Origin of the sequence: uncultured Erythrobacter sp. (assembly GCF_947492365.1) — a bacterium.
In the GTDB taxonomy this organism is placed as follows: Bacteria; Pseudomonadota; Alphaproteobacteria; order Sphingomonadales; family Sphingomonadaceae; genus Erythrobacter.
In genome coordinates, this window is the sequence record NZ_CANLMB010000001.1 from 100,408 (window position 1) to 115,423 (window position 15,016).

The 15,016-nt window shown below is 58.5% G+C and carries 8 protein-coding genes; 6 read left to right on the forward strand and 2 right to left on the reverse strand.

The genetic code is table 11. The annotated features are described in order from the left end of the window. Positions 1-30 precede the first annotated feature (30 nt). Positions 31-2,274 (reverse strand): acylase, encoded by a 2,244-nt coding sequence (locus Q0887_RS00490; protein WP_299191402.1) that lies wholly within the window; start codon positions 2,272-2,274, stop codon positions 31-33. A 315-nt stretch (positions 2,275-2,589) separates the two neighbouring features. Here Q0887_RS00490 and Q0887_RS00495 point away from each other — a divergent pair, with 315 nt between their 5' ends. The 6 genes from Q0887_RS00495 to Q0887_RS00520 all read left to right on the forward strand — a co-directional run bounded on the left by Q0887_RS00495 (position 2,590) and on the right by Q0887_RS00520 (position 14,515). Next, positions 2,590-4,266 carry a hypothetical protein gene (locus Q0887_RS00495; protein ID WP_299191403.1) on the forward strand — a complete coding sequence of 559 codons (1,677 nt, stop codon included), beginning with the start codon at positions 2,590-2,592 and terminating at the stop codon, positions 4,264-4,266. 89 nt (positions 4,267-4,355) lie between these two features. Next, entirely contained in the window at positions 4,356-6,932 is a 2,577-nt protein-coding gene (gene clpB, locus Q0887_RS00500; RefSeq protein ID WP_299191405.1) for an ATP-dependent chaperone ClpB, read from the forward strand. A 317-nt stretch (positions 6,933-7,249) separates the two neighbouring features. Further along, positions 7,250-10,654, forward strand: coding sequence for a TonB-dependent receptor (locus Q0887_RS00505; RefSeq protein WP_299191407.1), 3,405 nt, complete (start codon positions 7,250-7,252; stop codon positions 10,652-10,654). Between the two features lie 161 nt (positions 10,655-10,815). Then, complete coding sequence (locus tag Q0887_RS00510; protein WP_299191409.1) at positions 10,816-12,816, forward strand: prolyl oligopeptidase family serine peptidase; 2,001 nt, start codon at positions 10,816-10,818, stop codon at positions 12,814-12,816. A gap of 172 nt (positions 12,817-12,988) precedes the next feature. Next, on the forward strand, positions 12,989-13,465 hold the full coding sequence (locus Q0887_RS00515; RefSeq protein ID WP_299191411.1) for a hypothetical protein: 477 nt from the start codon (positions 12,989-12,991) through the stop codon (positions 13,463-13,465). Between the two features lie 48 nt (positions 13,466-13,513). After that, complete coding sequence (locus Q0887_RS00520) at positions 13,514-14,515, forward strand: hypothetical protein (RefSeq protein ID WP_299191412.1); 1,002 nt, start codon at positions 13,514-13,516, stop codon at positions 14,513-14,515. A 44-nt stretch (positions 14,516-14,559) separates the two neighbouring features. On the opposite strand, the gene Q0887_RS00525 is transcribed toward Q0887_RS00520, so the two are convergent. Then, positions 14,560-14,940, reverse strand: coding sequence for a hypothetical protein (locus tag Q0887_RS00525; RefSeq protein WP_299191414.1), 381 nt, complete (start codon positions 14,938-14,940; stop codon positions 14,560-14,562). Between the last annotated feature and the right edge of the window lie 76 nt (positions 14,941-15,016).

The following is a 15,016-nucleotide window of genomic DNA, read 5'->3' on the forward strand; positions in this document are numbered from 1 at the left end:
ATTTTGTTCTAAGCTCGTGATATAGTGTGTTTATCGCGCATTTGTAACCGTGCGCGTGCTTTGGGCAGCGGCGCGAACGTCCTCTTCCCAGAAACGCACCGGTTTCAATTCATGGTCGACAAACAGCTGCATCTGGTCGGTGTAATGCTCGCTGTCGGGCCGCGTTGTCGCAGCGCCGAAAGGCTGGATCGAACGTGAGAACACCCTGCCGCCATCTCTCGGCCATTCGACCCACTGGATAAAGCTGTCGCCATGAACCAGACTTAACCGGCCATCATCGTCGACAACCCAGGTGGTCGAAGCGCGCAAAGTGTCCGACCCGCCATCGAGCGGCAGATCGACATCGCCCTGACGCAGACGCAGCAGCTCGCTCATCGGCGGGTCGATGCGCCCGAAATGCTCCATCAGATGCGCACGTTTATCGAGCAGATACTCCGCCACATCGGGCAGCTCGCCTTCATTCTTGTTGTTATACTCCGCGCTCATAAAGTCGCGGATCATCAACAGGGCGAGGCTGTCCGCCGCGCCTTCATTGTCGGCGGTGAAATCCCATGTCAGCATCAGATCGCGCGCTTCGGCAAGATCGGCATCGTCGCCGGGATCGAGCGCTTCGAGCTGGTCATACATATCCGCGACATAGCCGCGCCGTTCATAGGCGGTGTCATATTTGATCCGCTCCAGCGCCGCGAGGTCGAGAGGCCCCTCGACCTCGCTAAGCAGCCGGTATGCGCGCCATGATCGGTTGGTCTGCTTGCGCTCGATCCCAAGCACCGGCGAGAAATCGTCGGGGCTGAGATCGCTGCCTTCGCCTGCCGCAGTGTAGGGCTCGTTATTGGAATTATAGAGCCAGCCGCTGGCCGGATTGATCAGCTTGGGGATCTCGGCATAGTCAACCGTCCCCTCCCAGATCAGGTCACTGCGCGACCCGTCGAGCACGCCGCGCCAATTGGCCTGCACCTCGTCCAGTTCGGGCCGGTCAGGGATCGCGGCGTTATAGACATAGGCGATATTGCCCTCACGATCGGCATAAATGAAATTGGTCGAGGGGATCGCCATGCGGGCCATCTGCGCCTGCCACTCCTCCAGATTTTGCGCCTTGTTGATGCGGTAATAGGCGTCGAGTTGATCGACCGAATCCATCCCGCCATAGCGGACCGCGAAAAAGCCGTTGTCGTTCTCGATCACCGGTCCGTGGACGCTGCGAAGCACCGTGCGGCGCACCGGCAGCGTGATGGGGCCCATCTTGACCGGCAAAGTGACCGTCGTGCTCTCCAGATCGACCCATTCGCCGTCGAGCCGGTATTGCGTCCCATCGTCATTCATTTCGAGCTGGTAGATATCGGCCATGTCGGGCCGGTTGACCGTGTTGGTCCAGCCGAGATTCTCATTATGGCCGAGGAAGGGGAAGGGCGATCCGGGAAAGTTCGCCCCGGTAAAATGCCAGCCTTCGCCTGAATGCACTGACAGTTCGTACCAAGCGACCCCTCCGCGCAAGGGCTGGTGCGAATTGGAAATCAGCGTAGTCGGCCCACCTGAACGCTCAGGTGACACCGCCCAGGCATTGGAGCCAAGATGGTCGGCTTCTTCGCCCCATGGCAGGACGAGGCCATGAATAGCGGTTCCGCCCGGTTCCGCCTCATCGACCGGAGCCGATGCGTCCGGAGCAGAGCCGTCACGCGGGAAACCCGGAATGTCAGGGCCAAATTCGCGCCGCAGCTCATCGCCTGCAACCAGCGGCCCGATCACATTGCCGAGGCCGTAAAAGAACGGCTGGCGTAGCACGAAGCCGGCAGCGATATCCTCTCCGTTGAGCGGGAAGAGATTGGCCAGCTTGACCTCGCCGGGATGCTCATCGGCAAACTGGTTGAGGCCTGTTGCATAGGCTTCGAACAGGGCGCGCGTGTCTTCGGGCAGGTCGTAATACTTGCGCATCGCCGTGCCGCGCGCATCGAGCAGGTGATAGACATAGTCAAAGGTCGCGCCATCCTGACCGGCAATCGCGCCATAGCGCCCGCGCGACATCGCCGCGACATCTTGCAGCGTGGAGAAATCGTCCTCGGCATGGGCGATGGCGACACCGTAAGCGACATCGGCGTCAGTCTCGCCATAGATCATCGGCACACCAAATTCATCGCGCACAATCTCGGCCGAGAATTCACGGTATTCTGGAGCCTCGCTCTGATGCGCGAAGTATGGCTCCCAACTGGCCAGCGCCACAAAGGCAAGAACGAGCACCACTACCAACGCAAGAGCGCTGCGTTTCAACCAAGCCATGCAATCTCTCTCCAAGTGCTTTTGACCGACCTAACCGTTGTGCGGGGCAAGGGGAAGGGGAGGCGTGCTGTGCCAATTCCGGACAAGGTGGTCATCGAGCAGGTTGGCGATACCTGTTGGTGTTAACCTCTCAGCTGCCGCATCGTTGCGGGTGTCCGGTCGGATTGCGGGGGTGGTATGGCTTCGAGATATGACAAGTCGTTGGGCAGCGAATTCTCGCGCTCATCCTCGAGTATGAGCATTTCGTCATCAGTATTGCGCTCGAGCGGATCCTCGAGCAGCAGCGAAGATGAAGAAGAGGCAGCTGCGCGGTCAATGCCGCCGATCCACTCGTTTCCTGCAAGTGCATTGAGCAGAAGACGATCATTCGCCGCTGCCTTCGACGAGGACGAAGATGCCGAGGAAGAGGAGGACGTCGAGGAGAAAGGGGGGCTGGACCTGGAAGCCGCGTCAAGCTCGGCCTCGCTGGCGGTCCAGAGTGGCTTCAAGCTTGGTCGTAACCGGTTCAAATCAACACGCGATGAACTGCAGAAGGAACTGCAAGCAAACAAGACCACGGGAACAATGTGGGGCAATCACCCCAAGTTGCGCGAGGCCGCGGTCGATAAGATCATGGAATGGTCCAAAGGGCATTACCCGTTCGACAAGAACCCAGGATCATATAAAAAGCTGTTTGATCGAGCGCTAAGAGCAGTGAGTGCTGACATGGCTGCGGCTCGTCCACCAGAACCGCCACTAACATCTAAGGTGGAACGACGGAGGTCAGGGCGCATTGATCCGGCCCCTGCGCTTGCGCTGGAGCAAGCCGAGAAAGTAAGGCGGCAGGCCCTCTTTAACGCTGAAGCATCAGATGAAGAGCAATTCGAGCTGAATGGGCCGCGCATTGCAGTGACGAAGGTCAAGCCATTCAAGCACAAAGATGGCCCTGAGCCCTACACCGTCACAGGGCCCGGCAACATGCTTTACGGTGGTCCGCCCGTTCACAAATACAAAGACATGTTGGCTCGTATGAAGGTAGCTACCCAGCGGAACGACAAGCAATTGGCTCAGCATCTTTTGGCCGTGCTCGACGGTGGTGATGCCAAAGGTAACGAAAATAAGCTTGTCCGCAAATTTGCGATGATAGCCAGTACATCCGAGTTTTTCCGCTCTGCGATCAATCCGGTCGCTTTGCGAGCTGCCCTTAGCGAAATCGCTGCAGATGGCGGTGATATATACGAAAAATTGCTCGAAAAAGTGCTGTATATTCGGAGCGATGGCGGATCAATACAGTCACAGTTCCATCGCAAAACGGTAGAGGGAGAGGAATACAAGAAAACTGCTGCCGCACAGCATGATAGTTTGATGAAGCAAGCTGCAGAGCTTGGATATGATCCGTCGAATATCGAAGAAGCCAAGACCTTTATACGGCGAGCGTCTCGGTCTGCTCGGCACGGCCGCAATATCATGCTGGGATTGGGCGCTGGCGAAGCGCAGCAGTCTCCGGATGCAGGTGGCTCTTCCTCACCACAACCGATCGATCAAGAATTGTCTTTGAAGAGACCAGCTCAACAATCCTCGCCTTCAGCGCCGCCGCAAGCTCGGGACGGGCACGATTTTGATTTAGAGTCACAGCCGGAAGAACCTAAGAACAAGAAGGGGAAGCTCATCAAGAAGCCAAGGGCGGGCCGTCAAGACGGATACAGTGAACTCGAAGAAGAGGAGGCTAGCGAATCTGGTTTCAGCCCCCGACGTGCTCCTAGATCCTCACCAGCGCAGCTGAAAGCCTCGAAAAAACCGAAAAAGCGTGAACGGTCGCCAACCAGGAGGCATTCGGTTGAAAGAGTTGGTCTGCTGGCAGAAGAACGCCATTCCGATGATGGCACAGGCGGCCCAGAAGGTCGGGGTAAATCTCCTCTTCAAAAGTTCAGACGTCAAGACTCACCCCGCGAAGCGTCACCACGAGGTGCATCACTTCGCCTGAAGAAAAAGCCACCCAAGAAGCGCAAATAGGTGGCATGTGATCGCTGCAAAAAAAATCAGCATGACTTGAGTGTTGCGCGATGCGCATTACATCGGTGTCCTAGGAGGATGATACACCGATGAATCTCGACAAGTTCACCGACCGTGCCAAGGGCTTTTTGCAGAGCGCGCAGACAGTCGCGATCCGTATGAACCATCAGCGCATCACTCCGCTGCACCTTTTGAAGGCGCTGCTGGAGGATGAAGAGGGCATGGCTGCCGGGCTGATCCAGCGCGCGGGCGGTGAGGCTTCGCTGGCGGTGAGCAAGGTCGATCTGGGGCTTTCGAAGATTCCGGCTGTGACCGGCGGCGGCGCGCAGGACACGCCGGGCCTCGACAATGACACGGTGCGCGTGCTCGACAGCGCGGAGCAGCTCGCGGACAAGGCGGGTGATGCCTATGTCACGGTCGAGCGTTTGCTCACTGCATTGGCGATTGCTCCCGAATCCACCGCAGAGGCGATGAAGGCGGCCAGCGTTACGGCGCAGGCGCTCAATTCGGCGATTGAAGACCTGCGCGGCGGCAAGAAGGCCGACAGCGCCAATGCCGAAGCGAATTACGACGCGATGGAGAAGTTTGCCCGCGACCTCACTCAGGCGGCGCGCGACGGCAAACTTGATCCGGTTATCGGACGCGATGAGGAAATCCGGCGCACGGTCCAGATCCTCGCCCGCCGGACCAAGAACAACCCCGCGCTGATCGGCGAACCCGGCACTGGTAAGACCGCGATTGCCGAAGGTCTCGCGCTGCGCATCGCCAATGGTGACGTGCCCGACAGCCTCAAAGGCCGCACGCTCATGTCGCTCGATATGGGCGCGCTGATTGCGGGCGCGAAGTATCGCGGTGAGTTCGAAGAGCGGCTCAAATCGGTGCTCGACGAAGTGAAGAACGCCGATGGCCAGATCATCCTTTTCATCGACGAGATGCACACGCTGATCGGGGCGGGCGCGAGCGAAGGCTCGATGGATGCCTCTAACTTGCTGAAGCCCGCGCTGAGCCGCGGCGAACTGCATTGCATCGGTGCGACGACGCTCGATGAATATCAGAAATATGTCGAGAAAGACCCCGCGCTCCAGCGGCGTTTCCAGATGGTCTATATCGACGAGCCTACGGTCGAAGACACGATCAGCATCCTGCGCGGGATCAAGGACAAGTATGAGCTGCATCACGGCGTGCGGATCACCGACAGCTCGATTGTCGCCGCTGCAAAGCTCTCCGACCGCTACATCCAGAACCGCTTCCTGCCCGACAAAGCCATCGACCTGATGGACGAGGCGGCAAGCCGCATCCGCATGGAGGTGGAGTCCAAGCCTGAAGAAATCGAAGCGCTCGACCGGCGGATTATCCAGCTCAAGATCGAGGAATCGGCGCTCACCAAAGAGAACGACAATGCCTCGAAAGACCGGCTGGAAAACCTGCGCAAGGAACTGGCAGAGCTGGAGCAGGAATCGTCGGAACTCACGACCCGCTGGCAGAACGAGCGCGACAAGATCGAGGCAGAAGGCAAGATCAAGGAAGAGCTCGACCACGCGCGGCTCGAACTCGAACAGGCGCAGCGCGAGGGCAATCTCGCGCGCGCAGGCGAGCTTTCCTACGGTACAATCCCGGAGCTTGAGAGGAAGCTCGCCGCTGCCGAAGGTCTCACCGAAAACGCGCTGCTGCGCGAGGAAGTGACCGAGGAAGACATTGCCGGCGTCGTATCGCGCTGGACCGGTATCCCCGTCGACAAGATGATGGAAGGCGAGCGCGAGAAGCTGCTCGAAATGGAAGCGATCCTCGGCAAGCGTGTGATCGGGCAGGAACAGGCGATTGTCGCGGTGTCAAAGGCGGTGCGCCGCGCGCGTGCTGGCCTGCAAGACCCCAACCGCCCGCTTGGCTCTTTCCTGTTCCTCGGCCCGACCGGCGTCGGCAAGACCGAGCTGACCAAGGCGCTTGCCGGGTTCCTGTTCGACGATGATCAGGCGATGGTGCGGATTGACATGAGCGAATTCATGGAGAAGCACTCGGTCGCCCGCCTGATCGGCGCGCCTCCGGGCTATGTCGGCTATGATGAAGGCGGCGTGCTGACCGAAGCCGTCCGCCGCCGCCCCTATCAGGTGGTGCTGTTCGACGAGGTCGAGAAGGCGCACACCGACGTCTTCAACGTGCTGTTGCAAGTGCTCGATGACGGGCACCTGACCGACGGGCAGGGGCGCAAGGTCGATTTCTCGAACACGCTCATCATCCTCACGTCCAATCTGGGCAGCCAGCATCTGGCGAATCTCGGTGATGACCAGAAGGTTGCCGAAGTCGAAGACAAGGTGATGGACGTCGTGCGCGGGCATTTCCGCCCCGAATTCCTCAACCGGCTGGACGAGATCATCCTGTTCCACCGTCTGGCGATGGAGCACATGGCGCCGATCGTGGAGATCCAGGTCAAGCGCGTGCAGAAACTGCTCGATGACCGCAAGATCACTCTCGACCTGACGGACGCCGCTTTGCGGTGGCTCGGGCGGGTCGGATATGATCCGGTCTACGGCGCACGGCCCTTGAAGCGGGCGGTTCAGCGTTACCTGCAAGACCCGCTCGCCGAGATGCTGATCGAGGGCAAGGTCAGCGACGGCGCGACTCTCAAGATCGACGAAGGCGATGGCGAGCTGCAAATGACAATCGTGTGAGTTTTAACACCGGGCTCGCCTCGTTTTAGAATCTTGCGCGTAGAAGCGGCTATCCGACATATTCGGAAAAGTATCTTTGGTTTCAGATGCAACCTTGTGGGATTCTCGCAACACATAGGCAGAAACTGGGGTGAAACCCCCGCGCAACCTGAACCTCTCATTTACATTGGCCCCTGTCCTATTGCAGACAGCGCACACCGCAGGGGCTTTGTCGCGCCCTCGATAGGGGATTCTCTGCCCCGCGCGTCCCTAGACGCAAAGGAGCAGAGGGTGGATCGGGAGCGACCAAAGCTCTGGTTGTCACAACTGGAGTGATCATGAAGAAGTTTCAAAGCAATTCGATGAAGGCACTTGCCTTCTCCGCATCGGCCATCGCATTCGTGATGGCTGGCCCGGTCAACGCACAGGATGAAGGTGCCGACGATCAGGCTGAAGAAGAAGAGGAAGAAGAGCAGGTCGATGTTACGACCGGCGCTTCGGGCCAGCAGCAATCGGCACAGGGCGGCATCACCGTTACCGGTTCGCGTATCGTCCGCGACACCTACAGCTCGATTTCGCCGCTTCAGGTTCTCTCGACCGAGAACCAGCAGGCTGTGGGTGCGTTTGACCCCTCGCAAATTCTTCAGCGCTCGGAAAGCGCTGCCGGTACGCAGATCGACGCGACCTTCCAGGGCTTCGTTCTCGACAATGGCCCGGGTTCGCAGACGCTGAACCTGCGCGGCCTTGGTGCTGACCGTACGCTGCTCCTCCTCAACGGTCGCCGTCTGGCTCCGTCGGGTGTGGAAGGTGCGCCGGTTAACCCGTCGCTCAACCTGATCCCGTCGACTCTCGTTGATCGCTACGACCTGCTGCTCGACGGTGCGTCCTCGGTTTACGGTTCGGACGCTGTTGCCGGTGTGGGTAACCTTATCCTGCGCAAGGACTTTGACGGTCTTGAAATCCAGGCCAACGGCAACCTCAACGAACAGGGCGGCGGCGACGATTATGTTGTCAGCGCGGCATGGGGCCTGAACCTCGACCGCGGCTTCTTCGGCATCGGTGCGGAATATGCGTACCGTGACGAAGTGCGTCTGCGCGACCGTGACTTCCTGTCGGGTTGTAACACGCATTACGAAATCGACCAGGACGGTAACATCCTGACCACCGGCCTGCGCGACAACGCTGTTGTGCGCGATCGTACGCCTGGTGTGACGCTGTCTGAAAGCGAATGTAAGATCTCAGGCATTTCCGGCCGTGTCTTCATTCCGTTCACGCGTGTCGGTTCGGTCTACTTCCCGGCCAATGGCAACATCGCCAACATTCCGGGTCTGGGCTTTGGTGAATCGACCAATGCCAGCGGTATCGACCTCGATACGGATGGTGATGGTGTCCGCGACGTTGACTTCCAGAACGTCAACACCAATGCGGCAAATCTCGATCAGACCTTTATCTCTGAGCAAGAGCTGATCAACGTTTTCGCCTATGGTGAGTACACCTTGCCCGGTGATGCGAACATCACGCCCTATTTCGAAGCGAATTACAGCCGTGCTGAAATCCGTCTTCCGAATACCGGCATCCCGCAGATTTTCCCGTCGGTTCCCGACTTGAACCAGTTCAACCCGTGTAACTTTGTAACGGGAACTGGTGTTGACTGCCGTGCTGCGGATAACGCGCTGCAGGCCGCGACATCGCCGAACCCTCCTGCGCCGCTTTCGACCGGTTTTGCACTGCCGATTTCGCCGATCTTCGCTATTGAGGGTGATCGGAACAACGTCGACGTTACGCAAGAGCAGTATCGCGGCGTGTTCGGTGTGCGCGGTGACCTGCCCTTTATCGGTTCGAGCTGGACCTTCGATTTCTCGGGTGTTTATTCGCGCTCTGAAGGTTCGTCGACGCGCTTTGGTGTTCGTGAAGATCGTCTTGCGCTCGCACTCGGTCTAGATCCGACGGCTGATTACGACGGTGACGGCGTTATCGACAACAATGGTGACGGCATCGCTGATGACTACGATCCGAACCTCGACGTGTTCGGTGCCTTTGGCGACACGCAGTTCATCGGTGAATGTAATACGGCCGGCCTTGCTAACCCTGACCTGGCTGCGCCGGGTCTTAGCGACGGCTGTGTTCCTGTTAACCTGTTCGCGCCAAGTGTTCTGACCGGTGCAATCGGTAACTTCGCTTCGCAGGCGGAGCGTGACTACCTGTTCGACACTCGTTCGTTCGACACCAGCTACGAGCAGATCATCCTTTCTGGCTTTGTCACCGGTGACCTGTTCGAACTTCCGGCTGGCCCGGTTGGCGTCGTTTTGGGTGCTGAGTGGCGCAAAGACGAAATCAACTCGGTTCCGAACGACATTGCCTCGAACGGCCTGTTCTTCGCGTTCTTCGCGGATAGCGGCGCAAGCGGTTCGCGCACTGTTCGTGAAGCGTTTGGTGAGCTTGACATCCCGCTCATGGCTGGTGAGCCTCTTGTTGAAGAGCTGACGGTCAACGTTTCGGGTCGTATCACCGATGACGAGTTCTACGGCACCAATGGTACCTTCTCGATCAAGGGTGGTTGGCGTCCGGTTTCGTCGCTGCTGTTCAAGTTCAGCTACGGCACATCGTTCCGTGCGCCGAACCTGCGCGAGCTGTTCCTCGACAACCAGACGGGCTTCCTCACGCTGTTTGACCCGTGTGCGGTTCCCGATGACGCGTTTGTCAACGGTGCCTACAACGCGGCGACTGATGATCGTGACCAGTTCGTTCTCGACAACTGCACGCGTGAAGGTCGCGACCCGACCCGTGTCGGTATCGACGATCAAGGCCTGAACACGTTCCAGAGCCCGAGTGTGGAAATCGCTTCGGGTGGTGTTATCGCCAGCGGATCGAACCTCGATCCTGAAACTTCGCGTTCGATCACGACCGGGTTTGCTTTCGAAGAAAACTTCCCGAGCGGTTTCGATATGTCGCTCAACTTCAACTATTATGACATCAAGTTGAAGCAATCGATCATCGAGCCGAGTGCGCAGTTCATCATCAATGACTGCTTCACGCGTGAAGAGGATGTTCGCAGCCAGTTCTGTGATCGTATCTCGACCGAAGGCACCAACCGCCTGCTGATCAACAACATCTTCCAGGGCTTCCTGAACCTCGACCAAGAATCGGTCCGTGGTATCGATCTCAACGCGACCTTTGGTAAGGACGTGACGATCGGCGGCGAAGTCTTGGATGTGTCGCTGAACCTGCGGGCCAACCACCTCATCGAACGTTCGAGCCTGTTCACCAATGATGACGGTTCGGTCCAGTTTGACGATGATGCTGGTGAGTTCGGCTTCCCGAGCTGGACTGGTCGTGCAACGCTGGCGGTCGATTACAAGGACTTCCGCTTCACCTGGCAGACTCGTTATATTGGCGATGTCGAACAGCAGGCCGATGGTATCGACCCGCTTGACGATGCCTTTGGTAACCTCGGCACTGGCTTCTTCGGCGATACCTGCCTCGGTGCGGGTTCTGCGAATGTTACCGGTGACGGCGTGACCTGCCGTGACGTTGGCTTTGCCGATGAATGGTTCGAGCACACTGCATCGGTGCGCTGGGATAATGGCGATCTGCGTGTCATCGTGGGTGTGACCAATATCTTTAACAACGAACCGCCGCTGATCGACACCAACGAAGTGTTCGGTATTTCGAACGTCGCGATCGGTAACGGCTACAACCTCGACGGACGCGAGTTCTTCGGCCAGCTGCTTTACCGCTTCTAGGTCGAACGACTGCTCAATAGAGTGAGAAATTGCGGCCCCCCGGCACTTGCCGAGGGGCCGCTTTTTCGTCTATCTGTGCACCATTGCGGGTCTGCCGATTTGGAGGTGACGCAGACGCGTGTGGGGGACCACTGGAAACACCAACGGGAAGAATATTAGCCATGAAGTTTTTGAAGAAGCCAATGATGGCAGCCATGGCCGGCGTCGCAGCGCTGGGGCTTACAGTCTCAGCACCCTCTGAAACACAGGCGACATCGGCTGTGCCGATCGATGTCTGGTCACTGCGCGATGTGGTGAGCCAGGTGCAAATTTCGCCTGACGGCCAGCACCTCCTTGTTGTGATCAATCCCAGCCGCGAAGGCGATAATCTGCTGCAGATCTATAAGACCAGCGATTTGACCACGCCCTATCGCACGCTCGCGGCTGATCCGATGGAGATTACCTCTGCAAGCTGGGTCAGCGACAACATCATCGTCGGCGGCGCCTGGGAACAGAAACGCAGCCGCGTGCGCAGCCAGGAAGACGATACGCGCAATTACGCGACCTATTTCTACAACCTGGAACGCAACAAGTTCAGCAAGGTCGACGAAAACCTCGACATCATAAACCGGCTTCCGAATGATCCGGACAAGATTCTTGTCGCGGCCGCAGAGCCTAATGGTACGCTCGGAGTAGATCCGTTCCAGCGTTTCCGTCCGCGCAGTTACTACAAGCTTGACCTGCGCAGCGGTTCCAAGAGCCTCGTTTTGCGCGGCTCGAGAAAATATGCGCGCATCTCTTTCGATAATGAGGGCAACCCCCGCTATGCTGAAGGACGCGATTCAGACAACAAGGTAAAGACATATTACCGCCTGCCGGGTGAAGGGTCTTGGACCCAGTTCGGGGAAGTCTACGACGAGGACGATCACGAAAACCTCTATCGTTTCGTTGGCGGTGTCTGGGGCTTTGCTGGCCTTCACGCCACTGACCCGAATATCGGCTATTTTATCGATGCCCGTAATGGCGCGGACAAGGGTTCGCTTTGGGAATATAACTTCTCGACCGGCGAATATGTTCGTGAACTGTTTGCCAGCGAAGATTCGGATGTTCTCGGCATTGGTACACACTCGATTCCCGGCAATGACACCCTCGCATTCGCGGTCTATCCGGGCGCGAAATACGAACGTCACTGGTTCGACGAAGAAGAACAGGCGCTTTACGAAGCGCTCGGACAGCAGATCCCTTATGCGCACCAGCTGAGCATTTCGAGCCGTTCCTATGACGGGCGCTCGATGGTGGTGACCAATAGTGGACCGCGCGATCCGGGCTCGTTCTGGCTGGTTCAGAACGGCCAGCTCGCCAAACTCGGCAGCCGCAATCCGCTGATCGACCAGGCAGCGCTCGCTGACGTCCAGTACATCCGTTACACGGCGCGCGATGGGTTGCCGATGCCTGGCTACATCACCATTCCGCAGGGCGAGGGGCCGTTCCCGCTGGTCGTCCAGCACAATGGCGGACCGCACGTTAACGCGGTTCAGGGCTATTCGGAAATGGGTCAGATGTTTGCGAGCGCCGGATACATGGTGTTCTACCCGCAAAACCGTATCTCGACCGGTTGGGGTAAGCGTCACTTCGACGCCGGCTATGGCGAGCACGGGCTTGCGATGCAGGACGACAAGGATGACGGCGTCAAATACCTGATCGAACAGGGTCTGGTTGACCCCGACCGGGTCGCTTTCTTCGGTTGGTCCTATGGCGGCTATGCTGCGCTTGTGGCGCTGAGCCGTGAAGAGCAGCTCTACCAATGTTCGGTTGCGGTCGCTGCGGTGGCTGATCCGGCGAAGAGTTTCCGCCTCGGCGGAGGTCGTGCCGGTTCCAGTGCGCCCAAGGCGATCATCGATTGGTCGGAACGTCGCGGATCAATCGGCATCAACCCGATTGAGGAAGTCGACAAGGTCAACATTCCGCTGTTGATGGCGCACGGCAATGTCGATCGCCGCGTGCTCTACTACCACTTCACCGACTACAAGAAGGCGTTTGAAGACGCTGGCAAGACCGGCGAATTCCTGACCATGGTCGACGCTGATCACTTTGGTAACACGCTCATGTTCAACCACCAGCAGCAGCTTTACACCAAGGTGCTCGACTTCCTCGCCAATGATTGCGGACCGGGCGGTCTCTGATCACTGACGAACACGGAAATCAGGAGGGCCCCGATCGCAGGATCGGGGCCCTTTTTGGTTGGCAGCGCACTTTGGCGGTGGGATTTGTCGGCAGGGCAAGCTTGCGCATCGGTGACATCCGTCGCATGATCGCGCGATGATACGAGCCACATCAATCATTATTGCGACCTCGGTGTCGCTAACTTTCAGCGCGGCGGCCGCAGCGCAGAACAGTGACGAGAGCGTCTACGCACCCTGCGCCCAGATCGCAGACGATTCTCAGCGTCTTGCGTGTTTCGATGCAACCTATGCGCGTGAGACCGAACTTCTTGCGCAGCAGGCCGAAGAGGGGCGGCAGGAGACGGCCGCTAATTTTGGCCTGTCCGCCGTGCAGATCGAACAGCGCAATATTGCGGAGGGCAATCCGGACGCCGTGGCCGAGAACGGTCAGATTTCGGGCAGCGTCGTGGAAATCTACACCGATAACCGCTCGAACAAGCGGCTGTTCATTCTCGACAACGGGCAAATATGGGCGGAAACTCAGGTGTCACGAATGCAGCGGCATCCGCGGCTTGGAGCGCAAGTGACCGTCAGCGAAGCGAGCTTTGGTGGCTATCGCCTGCGGGTCGACGGGCGGCGCGGCTATGTCGACGTTCGCCGCGTGAGATGATGCGATCCGCGAGCTGTTGCTTCGCGGCAAGCTTGCCATGGGTTCAAGATGAGCAACTCCTTTCTCGAAAGTGCTGGCAACTGGCCGCATCGCTTTGACGAGAATTCGCGTCTGATCGGTTTCATTCCGCTCTCACGCGAGGTGCACCGTAGCAGCACCTTCGCCACTGACGAGCACTTGCCGCCAAACTTGCCGGTCACGCCTGTCAAGATTGAGGAGATCGAGGCGGCGTTCGCAGGGCGAGAGCGGGTTGCCCATTTCGTGTTCCATTCCGCCTATTGCTGTTCGACCATGGTCGCGCGCGGTTTCGACGTTCCGGGAGTGTCGATGGGATGGAAAGAGCCTCAGATCCTGAACGACTTGCTCGGATGGCGCCGCAGGGGCGCTTCGCAGGACGAGATCCGCAGGGGCTTGGAGAGCGCGCTGTCGCTTCTGGCGCGTCCGTTTGAGGCAGGCGAGACCAATGTCATCAAACCGTCCAACATTGCGACCCCGCTCGCGCGCGATTGCCTGACGCTGGTTCCACGTGCGCGGGCGATACTGCTTTACGCGCCGATCGAATCCTACCTTCAGTCGATCGCAAAGAAACAGCTTTGGGGCAGGCGGTGGGTCCGAGAAGTGCTGATCGGCAATATCGCGGATGGGATGTTGCTGAGCGGTTTTGAAGAGCAAAACCTGCTTGAACTCACCGATCTGCAAGTGGCTGCACTGGGCTGGCTTTCACAATTTGCTTTGTTCAAGCGGCTCGAGAGCGAGTTCGGCGCGGACAGGGTGATAATCCAGGACAGCGCCAGCCTGCTGGCTGACACGCGCTCGACCATGAGCAAGCTGTACAGCCATTGCGGGCTCGAACTGACAGCGGACCAGTTTGAGGCGGCGCTGACAGGCCCGGCCTTCACCACCCACTCCAAGGATGCCTCTGCAAGCTTCTCTGCCGATGATCGAGCCAAAGAGCAGGCCGACATGGCGAAGCTGCACGGTGAGGAGATCAGCCTCGTGGCGCAGTGGAGTCAGGCTGTGGCTCAGAGCCAAGGCTTCTCCATCACATAGGTCTGCCTCGCGTGTGTGCGAGCTGCCGACTGAGTGCAGTGATCCTAGTTGTTGGGAACTGATGTCGAACGCATATCGTCGACGAGTTCGTTGGAGAGACGATTTCCGTTACTCGCGACTTCAGCCCATTGACGGTTGGTCAAACAGACCCGCCTGCGCTGTGCACGTGAGCCAATAACGGCTTCGCGGCGACAGCGAACGTAGTCGGGATGTGATCGATCGGTAATTTCTACAGGTTCGGCAGGTGCTTCTGCGGCGGCAGGTGTTTCGGCCGGCGCGGCTTGAGCCGATGCTTGCTCCTGAGTTGCGGCTGCCTGCGTGGTGCCTTCATCCTCTTCCTGAGCCAGAACCGCAGGTGCGACCAGAGCCAAAGACACAGGGGCCAGCACTCTGGCGATCGAAGTGGCGAAGTTGCGAAGGTTCATGTGACCGTATCTCCCATCTGTACGGGCGTAGCCTAGCATAAGGCCAGACATGAAAAAAGGGCGGGAAAAATCCCGC